Source organism: Streptomyces sp. NPDC026659, assembly GCF_040638245.1.
In the GTDB taxonomy this organism is placed as follows: domain Bacteria; phylum Actinomycetota; class Actinomycetes; order Streptomycetales; family Streptomycetaceae; genus Streptomyces.
This window is the reverse complement of record NZ_JBEZXY010000009.1, coordinates 287,953-311,195: the sequence shown is the minus strand read 5'-3', so window position 1 is coordinate 311,195 and position 23,243 is coordinate 287,953. Positions and strand designations below refer to the sequence as shown.

Sequence of the window (23,243 nt, the reverse complement as noted above, 5' to 3'; positions counted from 1 at the left end):
TGCCTCTCATTCCTGGTGCTCTCCCCCGTACTTTCTGCTGCTCAACTGGTCCCGGAAGTAGGCGTTTTCGATGGCGGTCAGCACCTCGTACCGGGCCATGCGACCGCGTGCCAGGCGCGACAACGCCATGAGCAGTGCCGCGTCGGGGCGTTGTCCGGCATCCGCGAGAACCGTGACCACGCCGGTCCGCCCCGGCCCGCTGCCCACCGCGCACGTGATGAGGAGGCAGTAGAGATCGACGGCGTCCCGGAATCCGCCGACGGCCATGAGCCGTACCGCACGGCCGAGGTATCCCCGCTGACGCAGCGTCCGGCAGGTCTGTATCCGATCGTCCCGCCGGTCCCTGCGACGTGCGCAGTGGACGAGGAGTTCACGGCCGAGGAGCGGGTCGAGGGCGCTGATGCGGTCGACGGCCGTGATCAACTGGTGTGTGGCCAGCCGCTCGACGGCGTCGTTGCGGACCTCGTCGAACTCCCGCCCCGAGATGCCCACCGCGCGCGCCACCATCAGGACGTGCAGCACATCGAGACTCTCGCCCCGGCCGCCGACCGCGCCCAGCGCTCCCCGGACGGCCTCGACGACCAGGCCGGCGTCCGGCCGCGCCCGCTTCAGCCGGGCCAGGAGTTCGCTGCGCGCCTCGGGACTCCAGCCGTCGCTCACCCGGAGCGCGCGCCGGAGCGCCTCGGTGTGCAGGGCCGTCCGTACGGGACCGTACGCGTCCAGGTCCCCGCGATGCGGCGCCCACGCCTCCACGAGCGTCTCCAGCTCGGGCAACGGCGCACGGCGCAGATGCAGTTCGATGGTCGGACGACTCGCCGGGCGGGCCAGGAATTCCGCGGCCTGCGGATCGATGTCCCGGGCCACGGCGTCGTGCAGCAGGCTCGTCACGTCGGCGATGACGCCGGGCGCGATGTAGTGGTGGCGCTGCCACTCGCGTACGTCCTCGGCCGTGGCCAGCGGCCCGTCCGGCAGCAGCCTGCGCACCGCGTCCGGGCCGCGACGCCGGTGGTACTCGATGAGCTGCTCGGCGCGGGCAAGGGCCTCGGGGTCGTCCGGCTCCGCGTTCATCACGACGGTGACGCGGTCGCTCTGCCCGTAGAGGGAGCCCTGTTCCGGTTCCTCCAGGAAGACGAAGCGCGGCAGTCCGGTGCCCCGGTCGGACTCCTCCCGGGTGGCGAACGTCCACTCCCCCGCGACGAGCGGGGCGAGCACGTCGTGCAGCACGCGCACGACCTCCACGGGGGGGACGGGTGACCCGATGACGGTCACGGGTGACTTCGGGGTCGCCATGACCGCCTGCGCGACCGGGGCGAGCAGGCAGGCGGGAACGGTGTCGGCGGCGCTGGCCAACTCCGCGACAGCGCCCGTCAGATGCTGCCTGAGCTTGTCCAGCGGGACGGTGGGCAGCTCGCTCCGCCCGCCGTCCTGCAACGCGCCCGCGGGCAGCCACTCGTCCCATTCGCTGCGGCACAGCGCGAGGGCCAGGCCGAGGTCCAGCCAGTCGGCGGGGGCGGTGAGGACGTGGGTGAGGGTCGATCCGGCGCGGCCGCGCGCGTCGCGTACCGGCCGCTTGCGGATCATCGCCGCCTCGGCGCCGAACCGCAGATAGAGGAAGCCGGAGTCCGGTTCGCTCGTGCCCGCGTTGGCCGACCCGGTGACCGCCCACACGAACGGGGCGACCCGGCCGTCCCACAGGTGCAGGTCGTCGCGGTTCAGCGACGTCGCCACGGGGCCGACTCCGTTGCGCCCGGTGAGGGAGTGCTCGGACCAGCGGTAGACGCTCAGGTCCGCGCGGGGGCGCGCCCGCACGGACGGCGGGAGAGCAAGGGTCACGAACCCTCCTCCGTCCGGCCGAACCGACCGGCGTCAGTGGTGACGACCCCCTTCATCGCCAGCAGCGAGAGCAGGGGCATGAGCACCCGCTGCTGTCCGAACGACTCGGGGGGAAAGCGCAGCACGCCGTCCGCGTCCGGCACGGGGAGCGCCGCGGTTCCGGTCGCGGAGGCGAGGTGCAGCGTCGCGTCCTCGCACTCCTTCACCGGCGTCAGCCACTGTTCCCCGCCGCGTGCCGCCAGCATCGCGTACACGTCCCGGCTCTCCTCCTCGACGCGGGTGAGATCACCGGTCTCGCGGGGGTCGCGCCGCCTGGACAGCCACTGCTCGACCTCGTCGAAGCCGCGGTGCCTGAGCAGGTCGGACTTGCCGACGACCAGGGCGCAGGGCAGCCGGAGGAACGGGTCCGCGGGACGCTTCTTGTGCACGCGCAGGCGCTGGAACACGGTGTGCACCGCGGGGTCGCCCGCGTCACCGGGTTCACCGCCGGACTGCCCGTTCTCACGGCGCCCGAACGCGGCGAGCCCTCGTACGGCGTTGGGGTCGACGACGCACAGGAGCGCGTTCAGCCCGCTGAGGAAGTCGGTCTCGGGGCCCGTGTCCTGGAGCCGCTCGCCCGCGATGTCGAAGAAGACCACGGTGTGCGAGCGGTGCGTCCGCACGTCCGTGACGACGAGGCCGATCGCGAAGTGCAGGTCGGCCCTGACCCTGGTGGGTTCGAGCTGCTGCCGGTCCTGGACCAGGGGGTGGACGATCGTCGACATGTAGGCCGAGTACTGCATCAGGTCGAGCGGCTGCACCTGGAGGCCGACCCGGTTCATGGAGTCGACGTCACTGGTGACCTGGTGAATCATCGCGGCCAGCAGATGGGACTTGCCGGTGCTGGTGGCGCCGATGACCCCTACCCGGACGGGCTCCGTCCCGAACGCCGGGTACCGCTCCGGGAGGTTGTGGCTCTGCACCGCCTCGTTGCCGGGGCAGGTCCGGTACGCGTGCTGCTCCAGGCGCAGCCGGCCCTCCGCGTCGGCGGGGACCGTCTCCGGCCTCAGCGGGACGAGGCTTCCCGAGCCGTTGTTGTGGGTGCGGGGGAGGCTGTCCCAGTCGAGTTCGGTCAGGCAGACCGGGCACTCGACCGTGGAACGTGACACGGCTGTCGGGGGTGCGGGGGGCGGGGGCGCGGTGCGCGGGGCCGTGCCGGACGTGTCGAACGCCGCGACGAACCTCGACCACAGGCTGCCACGTCGCCCTCCGGCACCGCCGGCGGTGTCTCCCCGACGCGCGGTGGTGGGGTGTGTACGGCTCGTCGTGCGGGCGTGCCGTGCCCGGAAGTTCTCCTGCCGACGGCGCAGTTCGGTGAAGTCCGCCACCGCATCCTCGAGCCGTGCGGTGTGCCGCACGGAGATCGCGCGCCGGAACCTGAGGGTGACTCCCGGGCCGATCCTGGCGCTGATCGCCTGGGCGGACGGCAGCGGCCCGGCGGACGGGAAGACCGGCAGCAGGAGTTCCTGGACCGGTGTCTCGTGGCTGAGGATCAGGTCCCGGATCTCGCGCCGTCCGGCGTCCGGTGCCGTCTCGCCCGTCAGCATCCACAGCGCCACCAGTCCGGCGGCGTGGACGTCGTACTCGGCCAGCGCTCTGCCCCCGGCTCTGCGGCCCGGCGGGGTCCAGTCGGGACCGGGCCCCGGTCCGAGGGGCTCCCCGGCGCGGACCGCGCCCTCCAGGCCGCTCAGCTGAAGCCCGTCCCCCTCGGACCACCAGAGGTGCTCCGGGCCGATCGCGCCGTGCACCAGGCCGCAGGTGTGGAGCGCGTCGACGGCGGTGAAGAGGTCGTGGACGACGTCGGTGAGACCGGGGCCGTGCAGCCGGTCCGGGTCCGTCCAGCCGTCGAGGCACTCGCCGTGCCAGGACAGCAGCAGACGAGGGGCTCCCCGGCGCGCGTCCCGGGCGATCACATGGGCGAGTTGGTGCGGCATGTCGTGCCGCAGCGTGCGGCGGACCAGCCTGTTGTTCTCGTACTCGCGCTCGAGTGCTCCGCTCGACGTCTCGTCGAGCGCGGACTTCACCACGACGCGCTTGCCCGTGGGATGGAGGCGGTAGCGGACGAACTGGAAACTCCCCCGGGTGAAGCGGGCACCCGCGCCCGTTTCGGGGACGAGCCGGAAACTCTCCTCGGCGCCCTCGGACGACCCCGGACCGCGCCCTCGGAACTCCTCCGGCCACGCCTCTGGGAACTCTGCTGCCAACCCCGTGCCCTCCCCCACAGCCCGGCGTTCCTTTCCACGGGTCGGCGCACCGCGCACTTCCCGGAAGGGACTCTCTATCACAGATAATGCCTGCGTTGTCCGCGCTTTCACCCGGTCGCGTGCTAACTGACGTACGCTCAACCTTCATACGGCAAAAGCGGATTGATCAGACGCGTGACATGGGTAGAGTCCCCCGGAACGAGCCGTGGTGCCGAGGGGGAGGCTTGACCGCATTCAGCACACGACTGCTGCGGCGTGAGGGGGTGTTGACGACCCTCGCCGGGCTGTACCCGGATTCGGCGAGTGCTCAATACCTGCTGGACTCGCTCGGGGCGGACAGCACCCGGCTGCCCTCGTTCGGCGGCGGGCTGACCCCGCTGCACTACTGGGACCAGGTCTGCACCCGCATCGAGTACGGCGCCTTCCGCTTCGGCCTGGAGGAGCTGCTGGCCGAGGTCCTCGAGGAGTACCCGGGCCAGGACCGCATCCGTTCCTTCCTGGCGTCCCACGGCGACCGGGGCGCCCCCGGCGGCGAAAGCGGCCAGGACACGGGCGGCGACGCCGTCCTCCCGTCGGCCGTGCGCATCCTGTGCCTGCTGGCCGAACCGGCCGGAACCCCCCGCCCACTGCGTCTGCGCGCCGAGTACCGGACGGTGCAGGAGGCAGCCCGGACGGCGACCGGACGCACGGTGGGCGTCCAGTTGTGCGCGGCGACGCGCGTACGCGACGTCATGCCGGCCCTGCTGGAACACCGCCCGCACGTCCTGCATGTGGCGGGGCACGGTTCGCCCAACGGATACCTGCTCCTGGAGGACGAGCAAGGAGTGGTGGCCCCGGTGCACTCGGCCCGGCTGGCGGCCGCGCTGAAGTCGTACGGGAAGCTGCACACCCTGGTGCTGAGCTCCTGCCACCTGGGCCGCCATCTCGAGCAGTTCTCCGACTGCGCGGCCGTCTCCATCGGCGCCGTACACCCTCTGCGCGACGACGACGCGCTCGCGTTCACGCGCGGCTTCTACACCGCTCTGGGTTTCGGCCAAGGCCCGGCGCAGGCGTTCCGTTACGGGCAGGCCGAGTTGAGCCTCACCGGCGCCGATCCGCAGGACATGCTGCTGCATCCCCCGTCCGACGGCGCCACGGAGGACAGGGCATGAGCCGGACACGTCCCGCGTGGAGCGGCGTCGACCTGGAGGCCCGCAGGCGCCGCTACCAGGACGGCGGTGGTACGCCCACGGCAGCGGACTCGGACGAACCGGCGGGAATGGCACAGGAGTTCAGGCTGGGACTGGCCGGCGGCCGCGCCGGAGCTGACACCGGCCGCGCGGACGAGCCCGAGGACGACGTCAGCGTCGTCACCCCCCAACTGCTGGAGAAACTGGGCGCTCTCACCCGTTCGTGCCCCGAGTGCCACCACACCTTCCGGCTGGGCGAGGAAGTCACCGTCGAACACACCGGCACCGGCGACGAGTTCCTGATCCGGCACCGCAACCAGCTGCTCGGGTGCCGCAATCCCGACGGATCGCAGGAACTGACCCGCATGGCGGCCGAGTTCCACGAGGGTCTGGACGACGCCAACCCGCCGCCGCCCGATCTCCACCCCGTACGGCTCGACCCCGGTCACGAGCTCCTCAGGCTGCACCCGGGCACCGCCTCGGGTTCCGCCTCCCGGTACCGCTGCTGGGTCTGCGGGGACTCCCTGCGCCCCAAGGAACTGGTCATCCACTGCACCTGCTCACCCCACGACCCGCAGTGCAGGTGCGCCGTCCATCTGGACCCCGACCGCGGCCGCATGTGCTTCGACGACTGGAAGAGCGCGCACGGAGGCACGGTGCCCTGTCTCATGCGGAACGCTCCGAAGGGTTCCTGATGGCCACCCCGACCGACGAGGGCCGCTTCGCGCGGCACGGCCTGATTCCCGGCTGGAACCAGGACCGCCTCTCCGCCGCCACCGTCGTGGTGGTCGGCGCGGGCGCCCTGGGCAACGCGGTCGTCCAGGCGCTCGCCCTCGCGGGGGTGGGCCGTCTCCTGGTCTGCGATCCCGATGTGGTCGCCGTGAGCAATCTCAGCCGCTGCCCGCTGTTCCTCCCCTCCGACGTGGGGCGACCGAAGGCGGAGACGGTCGCCCGCACGCTCGGCCGACTGGCCCCGGACACCGAGACGTCGGCGCGCGTGGCCCCGCTGGTGTCCGGTGTCGGTCTGGCCGAACTGCGCGACGCCGACCTGGTGGTGAGCTGTCTCGACAGCCGGGCGGCACGCGTCGAGCTCGCCACGCGCTGCAATCTGGCCTCGGCGACCATGCTCGACGGCGGTACCCACGAATGGGGCGGCCAGGTCTCCGTCCACCCCCCGGGCGGACGCTGCTGGGGGTGCGGTCACGACCAGTCGTCGCTGTTCGTGCAGGACAGTCCCTACTCGTGCGCCGCACCCGTGCGCACCCTGCCCGAGGGTGCCTCCGCGCCGGTCTCCCTCCTGGTCGGCGCATGGCTGGCGAACTACGCGGTCAGGCTCCTGCTCGGGCTCCCCGTGGGCTCACGGCTGCTGCGCGTGGACGCGGCCGGCGGGGCCGTACCGGTGGCCGGACGGACTCTCGCGGAACACCCCGACCCGGGGTGCCCCCTGCACGAGCGCATCGAGGACGCGGACGTGACGCGGCTGCCGCTGTCCGCGCGGGACACGGTCGGCGATCTGCTGCTCCGGGTCGACGCCGACGAGGAACCGCTGACGTGGACCGGGTTCCGCGAGGCCGGGACCGGGCGGTCGCCCCTGGCCACCGGGACGCGGCTGCGGGCGGCGTCACCCGACACCCGCCTGGCCCGACTGGGCGTCGCCCCAAGGGAGATACTGACTGTGATGCACCCGCGCAAGTCCGGTCTGCGCTACGTCGAACTGACCGGCGAAACGGCTGCCGCCGCGGAGGTGAGCCGGTGAAGGACGAGATCTACGCGGAGCTCGCGCGCATCATCCCGCCGCAGGAAGCGGTGATCATCCTGCGGACGCAGACCGGCTTCCCGGCCCAGCACATCCCGTCCACGGAGCTGAACGCGAAGTTCTTCTGGTCGGAGGTGCGCCGACTGGTGGACGCGGGAGTGATGCTCGACGGCGAGCGCGAACTGATCCTCATCACGTCCGCCGAGTATCCGGGCAACCCGATCCTGCGCAGGGCCCGCGAGTCCTTGTTCACCGAGGCCGAACAAGGTGAACCCGATCAGGTACCCGTCGCCCACCGGCAGGACGCGCCGACGCGGCCCCCCACCGCGGCGCGGGAGTCGCCGCCCGAACCGGAGCCCGGCGTCCGGTGGACGCAGCCCTCCGCCCGTCCGTCACACGGGACCGGTCACGATTCCGGGGCACCGTTTCACGGACAGCCCACTCCCACGCGTCCGTCGCCCGAACCGCAGGGCCCGCACGTCGTACTGATCTTCGTGGGCCGCGGTCACCACACCGAGTTCATCAAGGCGGTACGAGACACGGAAGACCCGTCCGCCGGACTCCTCTACGTGAGCGCGAACGACAACGTCGACTTCGGCCAGGTCGCCGTGTCCGTACGGCACGAGCTGGCCGAGGACCGTATCGAGGCGCTGCGCCTACGGCTCGTGCAGGACGGAGCGGCCTCCGATCTCGAGATCGTCCAGGACACGTACGAGCATCGCCCCTACATGCTGGAGAAGCTGCTGGTGCGCGGGCCGGACCATCAGCCGTTCGACTTCGCCGGAGTCCCGTCGATCACCACGGTGCGGGACATCGCCGTGGCGATCCTGTCCCAGTACGGTTCGGACACCGCCCATGACAGAGTCGGCCACCGAAGGCGCACGGTCGTGGACCATCTCCAGCCCGACGGCAGCTTCCTGCGCCTCGACCCGAGCCAGTCCCTGCACGACGCGGGCGTCGGGGAGGGCGACACCCTCAACGTCTATCCGGAGAGCACGGCGGGCATCGGCCAGCTGAAGCTTCAGGCCATCCTGCGCGTACGCGAGGAGATCCGCAGATACGAGAAGCGGCACGCGAACTTCACGGTGCTGGAGATGGACGACCCGGACTTCCCCACCGAGTACGAAGTGGGCTTCCGGGCACCGGGTTTCCGGCCGCCCGGCGCCGGTGAGCCCCATGACGCGGATCCGTCGGCGCAGCAGGAACACACCGTGCTCATCGCCCTGGGAGCGGGCTTCCCGCTGCAGGCTCCGGCCGCGATCTGGCTCACGCCGATCTTCCACCCGAACATCGCGCGCAATCTGACGGCGGCCCCGGACGGCCTGGTCTGCCTCGGCGCGCTGCAGGGCTCCTACCGCCCCACGCTCGACTTCGGCCAGCTGTGCCAGATCCTGGTGGACATGGCGAGGTACCGCAACTACGACGTACGTACGGAGAACGAAGGCGGCGGCGGGACGGTCGACCGGCAGGCCGCCATCTGGGCGAGGTCCGAGAGGGGACAGGCGATGATCGCAGCGATCAGAGGGGCCGCCGCCGGATCGGCCGACCCCACGGGTGACGAGGGTCTGCGGCACAGGGCCCTGCGGGTGCGGCCGTCGGACGAGGTCGGCGATGCGGGTTGAAGTCGAGCTGTACCGCGGCGACGCGCGCGTCCCCGAGCGCAGGGTCGGCCTCATCGCGCTGCTCAAGGCCGTCCTCGCGGACGAACTGGCAGGCGACCGGGGCCAGGCCGCTTTCAACCTCAGGTTCCAGCCGATCGAGGACCCGGAGGACTATCCCGGGCCGCCTCTGCTGAAGAACCGCCAGTCCGGTTACGGCTATCTGAACGTCATGGCACAGGTGGAGGGTCGAGTGATCTACCGTCATCCGCACTCCGTCAAGGGCCTCCTGGGCCCCGCGCTCACCGCGCTCGCGCGTGAGATCGACGCGTCCGAGGAGTACTGGTCGTTCCGCATCGACGCACCGGGCATGGACGACGCCCCCGTACGGCGGCTTCCGCCGCCCGTCTCGGGGGCCATGGACGTGGACATCTCCCGGTCCGCCCGGCTCTCCTTCGGGGTGCGCCCCGCCGCGGAGCCCGAGCTGCCGGAGTTCGACCTGGTGGAATCGGCTCTGCCGCCCTCGACGGAGGACCAGCGCGTGACCGTGGTCCTGGCCCCGGGCATCGAGCGGCTCCTGACGCGTGAACTCCCCTTGTCCGACCGGGTCGAGGAGGGCGGCTTCCTGTTCGGCAAGGCGTACCGCCGCCCGGAGGCCGAGGAGCGCTACGTCGTGGTCGTGGAACACGTTCTGCCGGCGGAGCACACCGGGGCGTCCTTAATGCACTTCACGTTCACCGGCGACTCCTTCCGCGCCATGAGCCGTGCCCTCAGGGACCGGCATCCCGGAGCCCGGCTGGTCGGCTGGTACCACACCCATCTGTTCCCGGCGGTCGGCAGGATGGGGCTGTCCGGCACCGACATCGATCTGCACCGGGCCACCTTCCGCCGCCCCTGGCAGGTGGCCGCACTGATCAACTACTCCGAAGGCAACCGGGTACTGCGCTGCTACGCGCGGTCCGACGCCACCATGGAGGCCAGTTCCCTGTGGAGCCGTGATGACAACAGTGACAGATACCGTCCCGCGGCTTCTTCGCTGGGCCGCCAGTGAGCCGGACACCGGGGCACCGCTGCCCGGCCGCACGGCCGGACCCCCGTCACCGGATCAGGACCCGGCACTCCTGGTGGAGCGGCTCGCGGCGGTGACGGCGGCGAGGATGCGTTTGTCGGACCCGCCGCTGGACGACCCGGGCCCGGCGGGCCTCGCCCCGCTCCTGCTGGCCGCGGCCGTGGCCCTGCGCGAGGGACCCCTGGCGGAACGGACGCTGGACTCGGTGTCGGCGCCCGTGTCCGCCCGCGACCTGCTCGCCCGGCACGGCCTCGTCCACCGCGTGCTCACGGCGGAATCGCGTTCCGTCGGCACGTCGTTGGCCACCGCGCTGCTGCGCCACTCCCCCCTCACCGGCCTGCTGGACGCGCCCGCGCCGGGCGACGACGAGCCGTGCCGCCAGCTCCTCGACCGGCTCCTGGACCATCCGGAGGGCCGCCGCACCGTGACCGCCGCGCTGTCCGCTCCCCCGCGCACGCCCGACGCCATGCTCTGGCGCTCCGGGCTGCTCAGCCGCTACCGGTTCGACCCGGCCGAGCGGCAGTGGGTCTACGACGTGTACGAGACGGCGTTGCTCCACCACGGGCCGTATTACACACGGCGCACGCGCGAGGCGGTGACGGTGCTCACCGGAGAGACCTCGGGCGCCCCGGACACCGACCGGGCGGCTGCGGCGTGGGCGGATGCCACGTCCGACTGGTGGCGGCCGCTCGACGTGCTCGTACGGCGGTTCCCCGCCGAGCTCCGCGCCCGCAGGATGCTCCGGGGACACGAGATGGGGCTCCGTCTGTCCCGGCTGCGCGTGCGGGCCGAGGCCCTGCGGGAGCTGCGGGCGGTGACGGCCCGGTGACCTTCCCGCTGACCGTCGTCGCAGGCGGCGACGACGACCGCCTCCGGCTGCTCTCGTCCCCCGGCTCCCTGCCGCTGCGCGAGGCGCTGGCGTCCGGAGACTTCCTGCTCCTCGAGGAGCTGCCCCCGGAGTACGCGGACCGCCCCTGGTCGGACTTCGCCGTGACGTGCCTGCTGCGCGCGGAAGTCACCCCCGGCGCACACGTCTTCATGCCCGCCGCCCGCCCCGCCCCCGTGATCGAGAAGTCTCCCGGCCCGCCTCCGGCCGATCCGTCCGGCCATCCCGAGTCCGTCTCCGACGAGGAGGCCGTACGGCTGGCGTACTGGGACAGCATCGAGCGTGTCGCCTCCCTGCTGCGCGCGGACCTCCCCGTGCTCGTGATCACCGAGAAGCTCGTCGTCGCCCATCTGTGGCCCGACATGACGTCGCTCGCCCAGCGGCGCGGGATCCTGCTCGCCGAGCCCGACACGGCGGACGACCCGGTGGCCGACCTCTCGGCCAACCCGCGTCAGCGGCGGCTCGCCCAGCTGCGTACGCAGCTCGAAGGGCTCAAGGAGGGGGACGTCATCGTGCTGCCCCACCTCGACCTGCTGTGCGGGGGCGCCGACGTCAGCCGGCACACCGAGGCCCGGGAACTGGTCGAACTGCTCTACGAGTATCCGGACAGCCTCGTCCTGGCCTTCGCCGACACCTCGCTCTCCCTGCCCGAGGTGCTCGCCGAACGGTTCAGCGCGCGGCTCTCGCTCACCGGTCTGCCCCCCAACGTCACCCCGCCCGGAGGCAGCGAAGTCCCGCTCGGGCAGGCCCTGGTGACCTCGGCCGAGGCGGCGACCTTCGAGGGCTTCCAGCCACGGGAGTTCTACAAGCACATCGCGGGCATGAACCCGGTGCGGCTGCGGCAGGCCATGCGCTACGCACGCCAGGTGCACGCGGAGTCCGACCGCGCCACCGTCTCGGACCTGCGCAGGACACTGCTCACCTTCAAGGCCCAGCAGTACTCGGGCTTCGAGATCCCGCAGGTGACCCTGGAAGACATCGGCGGCTACGAGGAGGTCAAGGCGGAGATCCGCCAGGCGCTGTCCCTCGTGAGCGGCGCGCAGGAGCTGCCCGCGTCGATGGAGGAGGTGCGCAACGAACTGGTGCCGCGCGGCTTCATCTTCCACGGCCCGCCCGGCACCGGGAAGACCCTCTTCGCCAAGGCCATCGCCAACGAGCTCAACGCGACCATCCAGGTGGTCTCCGGGCCCGAGGTGATCGACATGTACGTCGGCGAGAGCGAGCGCAAGGTGCGCGAGCTGTTCGCCGCGGCCCGGCGCAGCGCGCCCTCGGTGATCGTCTTCGACGAGATCGACGCCATCACCATGCAGCGCTCCGGACGCGGTGACGGGGGCACCCGGGTCGGCAACAGCGTGGTCGCCCAGATCCTCACGGAGATGGACGGCTTCCGGCCGGAGGTGCCGATGCTGGTCATCGGCACCACCAACCGCATCGACATCATCGACGAGGCCCTCCTGCGCCCCAGCCGCTTCCGCAGCCTGGCCGTCGGACTGCCGGACCTTCCCGCGCGCCGGGCGATCCTGCGTCACCATGCCCGTCGTTACGCCATCGATCTGCAGGAGGAGCTGTTGGAACTCATCGCCGAGGCGAGCGAGAACCGCAACGGCGACGAGCTGCGCTCCATCATGAGTGAGGCGTTCGTCGACCTGTACCTGCGCAAGACCCCGCCCAGCCCGCGCCGCATGGGCTGGCTCGTGGGCAAGCTGCAGCAGGACCGCCGCCAGCGCGCCGCGGAGCGCCAGTGACGACCGCGGCGCACCGGTACGGGGAACTCCCGCCGTGGAGCCCGGACGATCTGGCGGCGATCCACCGGCTGCAGGCGCTCGGGCGCAGTGTGGGGCACCACTTCGTGGGGCGCCGGCTCGCGCTCGACCTCCTGGAGGTCGCGGTCATCGCCCGTGAGCACGTGCTGTTGCTGGGGCCGCCGGGGACCGGCAAGACGGACCTCGTGACCCGGTTCGCCGCCGGTCTGGGCACCCGGCCGTTCGTCCGGCTGCTGACGCGGTTCACCGAGCCGTCCGAGGTGTTCGGCCCCGTCGACGTCGCCGCGTTCCGGGACGGCAGGCACGCGATCCGCACGGAGGGCATGCTGCCGGAGGCTCTCATCGCCTTCCTGGACGAGATCTTCCAGTGCGGCAGCCCGATCCTCAACACCCTTCTGACCGTGATGAACGAGCGGGTGTTCCATCACGGCAGGGAGACCCAGCCGGTGCCGCTGATCAGCCTGATCGGTGCGTCGAACACCCTCCCGCAGGACCCGGCGCTCGTCGCCTTCGCCGACCGCTTCCTGCTGCGGGTGAACGTGTCCCCCGTGGCGGACAGCCATCTCGAGGAGCTGCTCGAGAAGTCCTTCGCTCCGCACCCGGCGGAGGGCGCGGGCCACACCTGGGTCGACCATGATTCCCTGGAGCGGCTGGGCCGCCAGGTCGACCGGGTCGACCTGAACCGGGTGACCGCCGTGTACCGATCCCTGATCCGCGAACTGCTGGCGCAGGGAGTCGTGCTCTCGGACCGCAGGATCGTGCGCGGTCTGCGTCTGGTGGCCGCCGCCGCGATGCGCCGGGAGAGCGTGCGTGCCGAGCCCCGCGACCTGTGGCCGTTGCGGCACATCTGGACCGACCCCGCGCACGAGCAGCTCGTCCAGGAGTCGGTGCAGCGCGTGGTGGAGGCCGACGGGGGTCCGTCGGCCTCCACCACCCTGCGAGCGGCACACCACATCGTCGGCGAGGCGAAGTTGATGAGCCGTCAGGTGTCCGCCGGTGCGTCCGACGCGGCCGTCGAGAACGTGCTGCGCGGACTGAACAAGCTCCGCCTGGAGCTGGAGAGCGTGGAGCCCGCCAATCTGACCGCCCGTGACGAGCTGACCACTATCATCGACAACACCCTCGCGCTGCTGCGGGTGTAGGGGACCGACCGATTCCGCACCGCTCCGGGGGAGTCGGTGGCGTACTGGGGGTGACGGGGCGTATGTGCAACCCACGCAGGGTCAACATCACGGCGACCCGGGAGGTGGTGGAGGCCTGGCAGGTAGAGGTCGAGCGCCGGGTCAGCCGAACCGACACCGTGGTCAGCGAGGTCGAGGTCGCCTACCCGTTCGGCGGCACCCTGGGCGCCCGCACCCGCGAGGCGTTCGAGCGCGCGCTCGCCTCCGCTCCCGGCTGGCAGGAGGCCGACGGCGTCTTCGTCCTCGACCTCCCCGACGGACGGGTGACGTACCGGCCGTCGACAGGGGAACTCGTCGTGACCGCCCGCCTGGAGGAGGAGGCCCGTGCGGAGGGTCGCGCGAGCGACGTCCTGAGCGGGACCGTGTCCGACACGGCGCAGGGTGAGGGCGAAGGCCGTTACTACGACGACAACTACGGCGGCATCACCTACGCGAGCGCCGAGGCGGACGCGCGGCGACAGGCCGAACGCGCCGCCGAGTCGCAGGCCATGAGGCTGCTGGAAGAGGTGCGCCGACAGGCCCGGGACGCCGCCGACACGGCAGCGTCGGCGGCCGACGAGCGACTGCGCGCGGCGGCGGGGGCCGAGGCGGAGACCCGCCTGGCGGCCGAACGGGAGCGTCTCCAGGCCGAGTTGGAGTCACAGAACCGCGAGCGGCTGCAACAGCTCGCGAGCGACGGACTCAGCGCCGTCAACGAGGTGCTCGCCGCTTCCTACCGTCAGGCGATTCTGGCGTACGCCCGCGAGCACGGCGCCACCGGCATCCAGGTCGAGGAATCGGATCATGTCATCGACATCGAGTTCGAGATGGAGGCCTGACCCGATGCGGGTGCGCGTGCGGTTCCGTTTCAACGCCGAGACCGGCGAGGTCGAGCTGTTCCGGGTCGACGACCTCGGGGGCTCCTCCGTCGGCGCCGATCACGACGCGGAACACGACCGGATCAGCGCCGAGCTCGGAGCGGTGGCGGCCCGCCGGCCCGAAGTGGAGGAGATCCGGCAGGCCCCGCCGGCCGGTTGGCCCGCTCCGCGCGTGGTGCACGCGGAGCCCGCCGACGACCTCGCGGCGGACGCGGCCGACGACGACGGCGAGCGTGAGACCTGGTGAGCCGGCACGCCCACCTGCTGGTCAAGGCCGCCCGGTCCTACGCCGAGGCGGGCGCGCACGCGGACGCCGCCCGCTGCTACGACGCCGTCGGCTGGCGGTGGACGGCGGCGGAGGCGTACGAGCGTGCGGGCGACCTGGAGCACGCGGCGGAGACGTACCGCAGGGCCGGGCACGCCGCCCAGGCCGCGCACTGCTACCGCCTGCTGGGCCGTCCCGAACGCGCCGCCCAGTGCTGGCTGGACCGGAACCGGCCGTTGGAGGCCGCCTGGGAGCTGTTGCTCGCGGGGCACACACACCGGACCGACTCCCTGCTCGCGGCAGCGGACCGGCCCTCCCGGCGGGCAGCCGGGGACGGTTCCTCCCCGCTGCGTCTCGAACTCGCGCGCGCGTTGCGTGCCCGTATCGGCGGTGGTCCGCCGGAACCGCTCCTCGCCGCGCTCGGCCGCCTCGAAGTGCACCTGGGGGCGCTGTCCGCACGCGGTGAGCGGATCGCGCTCCTTGAATGGGGCGTCGAAGCGGCCGACCGACTGGAACGGTTCGACTGGGGGGCACGGTTGTTCAGCGCGGCGCACCGACCGCACGGTGAGGACGAGGGTCCGGACGAGATTCTCGAACGGTGGCACCAATGGGCGGGCCTGCACCTGGGCGGCAACGCATGGCTGCCGCCCCTGAACGTCCGCGCGGGGTGAGCGGTGTCCTCCTCCCTCCGGCGGCTGCGACAGCTCTTCGGCCGCTCCCCACGCTCGACGCCGCACCCTCCGCCGTTCGCCACCGGGCCGTTCACGGTCCGGCCCGCGGCGGACCCGGACACCGCCGACGCCCGAGGGGTTCCCTTCCTCGTGCGCCCGGCCCGGGAGCCCGGGGAGCGGACGGCGGATCACGCGAACGCCCCCGCCGAAGCGCGGCCACTGCCGGATACCGCCCGCCTGGACGGCACCGATCCCCCGCTCTGGCGCAGCGCGGGCGTCTTCCGGTCCGCACGGCAGACACTCGCCGCGCTCGGCACCTTCCACGGCGTCGGCGCGCACACCTGGACGTGCCGCCGGCAGCCCGGCTCCGGCGGCTACTGGCTGCTGAGCGGCGCGGGCACGGCGACGGGTACGGACCTGGTGGCCCTCCACGGCGGACAGGCGTGGCACGTGCTCGCCGACGGCTCCCTGACCGGCCCGAAGGGGACCACCGGCCCTGCCCACCTGGACGAGGTCCTCACCTGGCCCGAGGTCACTCCGGTCGAACTGGCCGCCGCCTTTCCCGCCGTTCACGGCCCGGAGCCCGGTCACTATCTGCTGTACGTCCTCACCGCCCCGGAACTGCTTCCCGCGGTGGCACGTCACACGATGGCGGCGGCCGTCGAGACGGCCGTGGTCCCGGTCGGAGTCGGCGGTCTGTTCCCGCCGGGCCAGGAGCCGCCGCGCGAACGGCTGTTGCTGATTCTGGGCGGACCGTACGAGCTCGACGCGGCGGATGCCTCGCGCATGGTTCCCGACTCCCTCGTCCACGCCGTCGTCTCGCTTCCGAGAACGGCGGTGTGCCGCCCGGCCGCCCACTGCCCACAGCTCCTGATCGACGTACGTCTGCGCCTCCCGGTCGACGAGGAGCTGCTCCAACCCGGGCTGGCGGAGGACGAGTTCTGGCTGCTGAGCGGAAGCTCCGAGCAGCCCGCCGCGCGCCTGTCGGTCCTCGGCAGCCCGGCACCGCTGGTGATCCAGCCGCCTGGGTCGGACCTCCGGTGTCGTCCCCCGTCACCGGGTGCCGGGGCGACGGGCCTGCCACCGGCGCCCGAGACACGGGTCGAGGTCCGGCCGAGCGCCGTGGCGGACACCCGCGTGGACGCGGTGCTGCTCACGGACGACGACCTGGGCGTGGTGCGCCGGTATCTGCGGGGGCGCCCGCTGGCGGAGTCGGCGTTCCTCGTTCCGGGGGCCGGATGTCATCTCCTCGTGGACCCGGCGGACCTGGCCGTGTCACTTCCCTTCGGCACTCCCCTGCGCCGGGTGGGACCGGGCAGCTGTTACGTGCGCTCCGGCCATGATCTCGTCCCCGCTCTGCCACCGGGGGCGCGCGCACGTTCCCTCGGGGTGACGCCGAGTACGGCGGTCGCCTGTGTGCCGGGTGCCGTGCACCGTTTCGACCTGGACGGGCTCGTCCCGGTCTGGACGCTGTGGGCGCCGGTGCGTGCCCCCTCCGCCCCGGCGGGTGTGTCGGAGACGGGACGACAGCTGTTGTCCGCCCTGGACGGTCTCGTCGGTGAGGACGGCCGGGGCAGCGGGCTCGGACTGCCGGACGTGACCGACCCCACCGAGACGCTGGCCCGTGCCGCGCGTCTGTACGCGCAGGGCCACCTCGTCGAGGCGGCGGAGGCCTACCGCAGCGCGGGCGATCCGCTGGAGGCCGGGAGGCTGTACGAGCAGGCCGCGCTGCGTCTGATGGAGGAGCGGTGACGGCTGCCGAGCGGGAAGGCGTCGCACACGGGGGGCCGCGGCATCTGCGGGATCTGCGGGATCTTCCGGGCGGCGCCGACGGCGTCCGTGCCGTCACCGGGCTCTCCGCCGACGGCACCCTGCTCGTGACCGTCGACGGGCAGCGGCTGTCCTGCACCGACGATCTGGGGCACGGTGTCTGGTCGGCCGACCGGGAGACCGGGGCACCGTCCAGCGGCCGGGAGACCGGGGCACCGTCCGGCGGCCGGGAGACCGGGGCACCGTCCGGCGGCCGGGAGGCCGCGGCCCCGTCCGGGCCGCCCGCCCGGATCGTCTGGGGCCTGGACGGCGGCGAGTTCCTCGTCCTGGGGGACGGCCGCCTGGACATCCACGACGCGGACACCGGTGCCCTCCGTACGCCGCCGGAGGGCCTCGCCACGGCTCGGGGCGCGCGGGCGGCCGCCGTCTCCCCGGACGGGCTGTGGGTCGCGTTCCCCCGTTCCGGCGGAGGCGTGACGGTGCATCACCGCGGTTCCGGCGAGGACAGGCTCCTGCGCACCGCCGATCCGGTGGCGGACCTGGCGTGGGATCCGCTGGGGCGCCGGCTGTGCCTGGCGACGCACAGCTCGCTCCAGTTGTGGAACGTCCGCGCGCAGCGGCTGGACTTCTCCCCCGCCGGGGGGCGCCCCGGCATCACGGCGGTCGCCTGGTCGCCTGACCGGTCCCTGCTGGCCTGCGCGGACGCCGACGGCGTGCACCTGCTGACGCGCGACTCCGGCACGGTGACCGCCACGTCGCCCCTGGTCGCGGGCGAGGTGCTGGCGCTGGCGTTCAGCCGGACCGGACAGTTCCTCGTCTGTGCCGAGCGGGGTGCCCCGGTGACGGTGTACGACCGGGCGCTGGAGCCGGTGGCGCGGATCCCGGCCGACGTGCACGAGCCGCACGACGTGAGCATGTCCGCCTACGGCCGGGTGCTGGTGCGCGTTCCTCGTGCGCGGGACACGGACGAGGCCGGGCAGGCCCTGGCACTGTGGGAGCTGCCGGACGCCACCGCTCCCGCGCCCCGCCGCCGTTCCGCCGCGGGGTTGCGCCGCTGGACCGCGGCCATGTGCCGCTCGATCGGGCGCAGCGTACCGGCGCCGCGCACCCGGGCCCTCGCGGCGTCGCCGCCCCGGCTGCTGCACGACGCGGGCCCCGCCCTTGCCGCACCCGCGTTCGCCTGGACCGGCGACGACGACCGCCACGTGGCCGAGCTGCGTCCCGGGCTGATCGGTCTGCGCACTCCGGGCGAGGAGGGCGCGGTGTGGGCCTCCGCCGTGCCGACCGGGCGGGACGGAGCCCACGATCTCGCCGTCGCCCCCGGCACGGACGGCCCCGTCGTGGTCGCCACCAGGTCGGGCGGAACCGCACTGACCGTGCTCGACCGCTCGACCGGGGCTCTCCTCGCGTCGGTCCCGGGTGGCCAGGCTCCCGTGTGGTCCCCGCTCGGCACCCGTGAGCTGCTGGTGCCCGAACCGGTTGACGTTCCGACCCACTTGTACCTGTACGACCTGCGGCAGCCGGAACCCCGTCCGCGAAGCCGCCCGGTGGCGCACGGGACCGGCCGCCCGGACTGGTCGCCGAACGGCGCTCTGGTCGCGGCCGGTACGCAGGGCGGCGTCCTGCTGTGGCGCATGCCCGGCTTCCGGCGCACCGGCCCCCGGCTCTCGCTCGCCTCGGACACCTTCGTGGCACGGGTCGCCTGGTCGCCCGACGGCGGCCTCCTCGCGGCGACTCCGGTCGCGGGACAGGGGCCGACCGTCGTGTGGGACACCGCGACATGGCAGGTCCACCGGGAGCTGGGCCGTCCGGGCGGTCGCGGCTGGGCTCCCGCGCTGGCCTGGTCGCCGGACAGCACCATGCTCGCCGCGCCGGGCCCCGGCCAGGACACCAGGGCGGTGGAGGTCTGGGACGTCGTACGCGGGGAGCGCGTGCTGGTCCTGGAGCCGACCGGTGTTCCGGTCGGCCATGTGTGGTCCGTGTCGTGGTCCCCCACCGGGGACCGGATCGCGACGACGTACGGCGGCGGCACCACGCTCCTGTGGGACCTGCGGACGGGCGCCACCCCCGCGTCGCCGGACGCGCCGCTGCCGTTGCCCCTCGCCGCGCTGACCGAGCTGGCCGGAGCCGCGGCGGCCGCGGAGGCGGCGGTGCCGCTGTCCACGCTGGTCTCCGTGACGCGGCTGCTGCGGACCGCTCCCCCGCCAGGTGCCGAACTGGCGCACCAGGGACGGGTGGCGGCCGAACTGCGCTCTCTCGCCTGGCCGTTGGCGGCTCACCCGGCGCTGGCGGCGGTGGTGGCGTCCTGTTTCCCGGCGGACCCGCGTTTCGCCCCGCCGCCCGGTGTGCCGACCGCCGAACTGCGGGCCGCCGTCGAGCGGGGGCTGCGGGGCGGAACCGAGGAGCCCTTCCCGGCAGCGCTGTCGCCCGAGGTGTTCGCCGCGTCGCTGGAGCGGGTGCGCGCCGAGGTGCTGCCCGCCCTGCGCATGCTCGGGCCCGACGCGATCCGCCAGGACCCCGGCATCGTACGGCGGTTCCTGCGCGGGCGGTACGACGGCGGCGCACGGACCCGGCGCAGGCCGCCCCTCACCACCCTGCGCCTTCCGAACGCGATCGGCGACGATCTGACCGGCCCCACGGCCGCGGGCGCCCCCGCCGAGCTGGTGCGGCACGGGCCCCCCGACCGCCTCGTACCCAGTCAGCTGGCGCTGCCCGAGGACGTGCGCGAGGCGCTCCGGGTCGACGACGCGCTGCTGTACCGGACGCGCCTCGCCACCGCTCCGGTCGCCGTGCGCAACGCCGTGCTCGTCCTGGACACCGGGGCGGCGGCGCACGGCCGGGTCGGCAGCTGTCTGCGGGTCTGCGCGCATCTGCTGGCCGAGGCGCTGCTGCGTGCGGGACGAGCACTCGAACTGGTGCGTCTCGACGGGCGGTCCGGTCCCCTGCCCCTGATGCGGCAGGCGGACCTGGTACGGCTCTGGGAGCCGCACCCGCCCGCCCCGCCCGACCCGGCGCGTGCGACGGCGCTGGCCTCGGCGGCGGCGGGGCGGCTCGTCCATCCCACGGCGGGCATGCCCCGCGTCCTGCTGCTGACGCACCCCTACCAGCCGCGTCTGGAGCTGCCCGAGTCACTGACGCTGCGCGCCCACTACCCGGGGCATCCGGTCCTGGCGACGGAGCCGCACAGCTGGACGATCGATCCGGACGTGGCTCCGGAGCGGCTGCGCGCGGTACTGGCGGGCGTGCTGTCCCACCTTTGACGGGCCCACCGCCAACACGCCGATGCCGTGGGCCAGTTGTCGGCTGTCAGCCGCACATCATCTGCTCGATCCCGTCCGGGCCCAGCCGTTCGAGGAGCGCCTCCAGCATGTCGGGCCGGAACGCGTCGCCGAGGATCTCCACGCCGCCCGGCGACCAGCTGAGCCTGAGCCGGACGAGGCGGCCACGCGGATGCTCCGCGTACTCACTCGCGTCGATCAGGTCCGGCAGCTCGGGTACGAACCGGTAGCGCGGGGCTCCGGTGCCGGGCTCTTCGTTCACGACCACACTCCTGGAATCGCGGTTCCGCAGACGGGGCACGCACCGTCCACGAGGCTCACTTCGACGGCGCCCCACACTTCCCGGCCGATCACCTCGGCGGAGCACCGGGGGCAGTGCGTCGCCCTGCCCTTCGCACCGAGCGCCCGCTCCACGTAGACGTGCGCGAGTCCGGCCGAACGGCCGATCCGCACGGCCCGGGCGAGTCGCTCCGGCGTGGTGGGGACCTCGTCCGCCATGCGGTAGGTGGGCGTGAAGCGCAGGAGATGCCAGGGGACGTCCCGGCCGACCGAGGCCAGGAACCCCGCGATGAAGTCCAGTTGGGCGTCCGAGTCGCTGGTACCCGGGATCAGCGGCGTGCTGGCCTCCACCCAGACTCCCGCGCGGTGCAGCGCTCGTACCGTCTCCAGGACGGGGGCGAGGGGCGCGCCGGTGAGCCGCCGGTGGGTGGTGTCGTCGGCGGCCTTGATGTCGATGTTGACGGCGGCCAGCCCCGGGGCGAGCACGTCGAGGGCCTCCGGTGTGACGAAGCCGTTGGACTTCCACAGCACCGGCACCCCTCGCGTCGCCGCCGCGTCCGCCAGCCGCAGTGTCAGCTCCGCGGCGAGCGAGGGCTCCGAGTACGACAGGGCGATGCCCGCTCGCTGCGCCGCGGCCTGCTCCACCACGTCGTCCACGTCGACGGGGGTGGTGTGCCGGTCGGTGTCACCGTCGTCGCGGCCGTACTGCGAGAGGCGGTGGTTGACGCAGTAGTCGCATCGGAACGAACACCCCGGCGGGGCAAGGGTGATGACCCGGCTGCCCGGCCGGAAGTGGTAGAAGGGCTTGCGTTCGACGGTGTCCTGGTGGAACACGGTGGTGTCGAGAGTGAGGGTCTCCACCGTGTCGTCCCGGCGCCGGCGCACCCGGCAGGCCCCGGTCTCACCAGGGCGAAGCCGGCAGCGGAAGGGACACAGGACGCACTGGACCCCGTCAGCGGTGACCCGATAGAAGCCTGCGCGACTCCACCCCAACGCCCCTCCCTCGCCGAGAAGTCGGCTACGTTCAGCCACTTCACCTTACGCCTCGGCGAGCAGGACGGTCCGGGCATTCCGCACTGGACGCATGCCGTCAGCGGGACTTGCGCGCCCGGGCGGCCCGCCGGGCCTCCGCGAGCTTGCGGGCATCGGCGGCCTTGCGAGTCTCCTTCGCTGGGCGGCCCGGACGGGTGCCCATGCCGCGGAAGGGGGCGTTGGTGTTCTTCGCGGGCGCTGCCGACGGTGCGCGGCGGGCGCCGGTGATGTCGGTCAGCTTCGCCTCGCCGGAGCGGACCGGTGTGACCGTGGGGCGGATACCGGCGTCCGACATCATGCGGTTGACCTCGCTCCGCTCCCCGGGCGTGACCAGGGTGACCACGCTGCCCGACTCGCCCGCGCGAGCCGTACGGCCGCCGCGGTGGAGGTAGTCCTTGGAATCGGCGGGCGGGTCCACGTTGACGACGAGGTCCAACGCGTCGACGTGGATGCCGCGAGCGGCGACGTTGGTGGCGACCAGCACCGTGATCGCGCCGTCCTTGAACTGGCCGAGCGTGTGGGTGCGCTGGGGCTGGGACTTGCCGCTGTGCAGGGCGGCGGCCTTGATTCCGCTGTCCCGCAGATGACGGGTGAACCGGTCGACGGCCACCTTGGTGTCCAGGAACATCAGGACCCGGCCGTCGCGGGCGGCGATCTCGGTGGCGGTGGCGAGTTTGTCGGCCGGGTGCACGAGGAGTACGTGGTGCTCCATCGTGGTCACCGAGCCCGACGGCCGGTCGACCGAGGCGAACACCGGGTCGTGCAGGTGGCGCTTGACCAGCTGGTCGACATCGCGGTCGAGCGTGGCGGAGAACAGCATCCGCTGCCCGTCCGGGCGCACCTGCTCCAGGAGCTCCGTGACCTGGGGCAGGAACCCCATGTCGCACATCTGGTCCGCCTCGTCAAGGACCGTGATCTCCACCCGGTCCAGACGGCAGTCCCGACGCTGGACCAGGTCGGTCAGCCGCCCCGGAGTGGCGACGACGACCTCGGCCCCGGTCTTCAGCGACGCCGCCTGGCGACTGATCGACAGACCGCCGACCACGGTCGCGAGCCGGACCCCGAGGACCTGCGCGTACGGCGTCAGGGCGTCGGTCACCTGCTGCGCGAGTTCCCTGGTCGGTACGAGGACCAGCGCGAGGGGCCGCTTCGCGTCGGCGCGGCGGCCCGCCGTGCGGACCAGCATCGGCAGACCGAAGGCGAGCGTCTTGCCCGAGCCGGTGCGCGCCCGGCCGAGGACGTCACGTCCGGCGAGGGCGTTCGGCAGGGTGGCCGCCTGGATCGGGAACGGCTCCCGCACCGCCAGCTCGGTCATCGTCCGGACCAGCTCCGAGGGCAGGTCCAGCTCGGCGAACGCCTCGATCGGCGGCAGGCCCGGCGCACCGGAGTTCTGCTCGGGGTTCTGCTCGGAGTTCGGCGTCTTCGCGTTCATGGGGACCTTCCTCTGCTGGTGACCCCGAACGGAACAGGGCCCGCGCCTTGGTCGGCACGGGCCCTGAGTGTTTCGAAGCGTACGGACATTTTACCAGCGTGCGGCCCGCCACGGTCGGCCACCGCGACGGCGCCGTGAGCCGCCCGGCGCCCCCACTACCC

General features: G+C 73.0%; 18 protein-coding genes. 13 read left to right on the top strand and 5 right to left on the bottom strand.

The window, feature by feature from the left end; genetic code table 11:
* Positions 1 to 6 precede the first annotated feature (6 nt).
* Together AB0E91_RS23845 and AB0E91_RS23840 are read right to left on the bottom strand one after the other, a co-directional pair.
* On the bottom strand, positions 7 to 1,833 hold the full coding sequence (locus AB0E91_RS23845; RefSeq protein WP_361785383.1) for a hypothetical protein: 1,827 nt from the start codon (positions 1,831 to 1,833) through the stop codon (positions 7 to 9).
* Positions 1,830 to 4,076 carry a hypothetical protein gene (locus tag AB0E91_RS23840; protein ID WP_361785380.1) on the bottom strand — a complete coding sequence of 749 codons (2,247 nt, stop codon included), beginning with the start codon at positions 4,074 to 4,076 and terminating at the stop codon, positions 1,830 to 1,832. The genes AB0E91_RS23845 and AB0E91_RS23840 overlap by 4 nt, the downstream gene beginning before the upstream one ends.
* Before the next feature lie 224 nt (positions 4,077 to 4,300).
* Between AB0E91_RS23840 and AB0E91_RS23835 the strand changes: the two genes are divergently transcribed.
* The 13 genes from AB0E91_RS23835 to AB0E91_RS23775 all read left to right on the top strand — a co-directional run bounded on the left by AB0E91_RS23835 (position 4,301) and on the right by AB0E91_RS23775 (position 20,321).
* Positions 4,301 to 5,227 (top strand): effector-associated domain EAD1-containing protein, encoded by a 927-nt coding sequence (locus AB0E91_RS23835; protein WP_361785377.1) that lies wholly within the window; start codon positions 4,301 to 4,303, stop codon positions 5,225 to 5,227.
* Positions 5,224 to 5,940, top strand: coding sequence for a hypothetical protein (locus AB0E91_RS23830; RefSeq protein WP_361785374.1), 717 nt, complete (start codon positions 5,224 to 5,226; stop codon positions 5,938 to 5,940). Before AB0E91_RS23835 ends, AB0E91_RS23830 begins: the two co-directional genes overlap by 4 nt.
* Positions 5,940 to 7,001 carry a ThiF family adenylyltransferase gene (locus tag AB0E91_RS23825; RefSeq protein ID WP_361785371.1) on the top strand — a complete coding sequence of 354 codons (1,062 nt, stop codon included), beginning with the start codon at positions 5,940 to 5,942 and terminating at the stop codon, positions 6,999 to 7,001. The genes AB0E91_RS23830 and AB0E91_RS23825 overlap by 1 nt, the downstream gene beginning before the upstream one ends.
* Positions 6,998 to 8,623 (top strand): hypothetical protein, encoded by a 1,626-nt coding sequence (locus AB0E91_RS23820; RefSeq protein ID WP_361785368.1) that lies wholly within the window; start codon positions 6,998 to 7,000, stop codon positions 8,621 to 8,623. Before AB0E91_RS23825 ends, AB0E91_RS23820 begins: the two co-directional genes overlap by 4 nt.
* The gene (locus AB0E91_RS23815; protein ID WP_361785365.1) at positions 8,613 to 9,650 is read left to right on the top strand and encodes a JAB N-terminal domain-containing protein; all 1,038 of its coding nucleotides are present in this window, start codon (positions 8,613 to 8,615) and stop codon (positions 9,648 to 9,650) included. The genes AB0E91_RS23820 and AB0E91_RS23815 overlap by 11 nt, the downstream gene beginning before the upstream one ends.
* The gene (locus AB0E91_RS23810; RefSeq protein ID WP_361785362.1) at positions 9,598 to 10,497 is read left to right on the top strand and encodes a hypothetical protein; all 900 of its coding nucleotides are present in this window, start codon (positions 9,598 to 9,600) and stop codon (positions 10,495 to 10,497) included. Before AB0E91_RS23815 ends, AB0E91_RS23810 begins: the two co-directional genes overlap by 53 nt.
* Positions 10,494 to 12,299 (top strand): AAA family ATPase, encoded by a 1,806-nt coding sequence (locus AB0E91_RS23805; RefSeq protein WP_361785359.1) that lies wholly within the window; start codon positions 10,494 to 10,496, stop codon positions 12,297 to 12,299. Before AB0E91_RS23810 ends, AB0E91_RS23805 begins: the two co-directional genes overlap by 4 nt.
* Positions 12,296 to 13,459: an AAA family ATPase gene (locus AB0E91_RS23800; protein WP_361785356.1), complete on the top strand. Its 1,164-nt coding sequence runs from the start codon at positions 12,296 to 12,298 to the stop codon at positions 13,457 to 13,459. The genes AB0E91_RS23805 and AB0E91_RS23800 overlap by 4 nt, the downstream gene beginning before the upstream one ends.
* A 62-nt stretch (positions 13,460 to 13,521) precedes the next feature.
* The gene (locus tag AB0E91_RS23795; protein ID WP_361785353.1) at positions 13,522 to 14,316 is read left to right on the top strand and encodes a hypothetical protein; all 795 of its coding nucleotides are present in this window, start codon (positions 13,522 to 13,524) and stop codon (positions 14,314 to 14,316) included.
* Between the two features lie 4 nt (positions 14,317 to 14,320).
* Entirely contained in the window at positions 14,321 to 14,602 is a 282-nt protein-coding gene (locus tag AB0E91_RS23790; protein ID WP_361785350.1) for a hypothetical protein, read from the top strand.
* On the top strand, positions 14,599 to 15,291 hold the full coding sequence (locus tag AB0E91_RS23785) for a hypothetical protein (RefSeq protein ID WP_361785347.1): 693 nt from the start codon (positions 14,599 to 14,601) through the stop codon (positions 15,289 to 15,291). The genes AB0E91_RS23790 and AB0E91_RS23785 overlap by 4 nt, the downstream gene beginning before the upstream one ends.
* 3 nt (positions 15,292 to 15,294) lie before the next feature.
* Positions 15,295 to 17,043: a hypothetical protein gene (locus tag AB0E91_RS23780; RefSeq protein ID WP_361785344.1), complete on the top strand. Its 1,749-nt coding sequence runs from the start codon at positions 15,295 to 15,297 to the stop codon at positions 17,041 to 17,043.
* Positions 17,040 to 20,321 (top strand): hypothetical protein, encoded by a 3,282-nt coding sequence (locus tag AB0E91_RS23775; RefSeq protein WP_361785341.1) that lies wholly within the window; start codon positions 17,040 to 17,042, stop codon positions 20,319 to 20,321. Before AB0E91_RS23780 ends, AB0E91_RS23775 begins: the two co-directional genes overlap by 4 nt.
* Positions 20,322 to 20,367: 46 nt before the next feature.
* Here the strand turns inward: AB0E91_RS23775 and AB0E91_RS23770 are convergent, their stop codons facing one another.
* The 3 genes from AB0E91_RS23770 to AB0E91_RS23760 are packed head-to-tail and all read right to left on the bottom strand — an operon-like array spanning position 20,368 to position 23,082.
* Complete coding sequence (locus tag AB0E91_RS23770) at positions 20,368 to 20,601, bottom strand: radical SAM-modified peptide, FtsH ternary system-associated (RefSeq protein ID WP_361785338.1); 234 nt, start codon at positions 20,599 to 20,601, stop codon at positions 20,368 to 20,370.
* Positions 20,598 to 21,650, bottom strand: coding sequence for an AmmeMemoRadiSam system radical SAM enzyme (gene amrS / locus AB0E91_RS23765; RefSeq protein ID WP_361785335.1), 1,053 nt, complete (start codon positions 21,648 to 21,650; stop codon positions 20,598 to 20,600). The genes AB0E91_RS23770 and amrS overlap by 4 nt, the downstream gene beginning before the upstream one ends.
* Before the next feature lie 58 nt (positions 21,651 to 21,708).
* Complete coding sequence (locus AB0E91_RS23760) at positions 21,709 to 23,082, bottom strand: DEAD/DEAH box helicase (protein WP_361785332.1); 1,374 nt, start codon at positions 23,080 to 23,082, stop codon at positions 21,709 to 21,711.
* Positions 23,083 to 23,243: the final 161 nt, after the last annotated feature.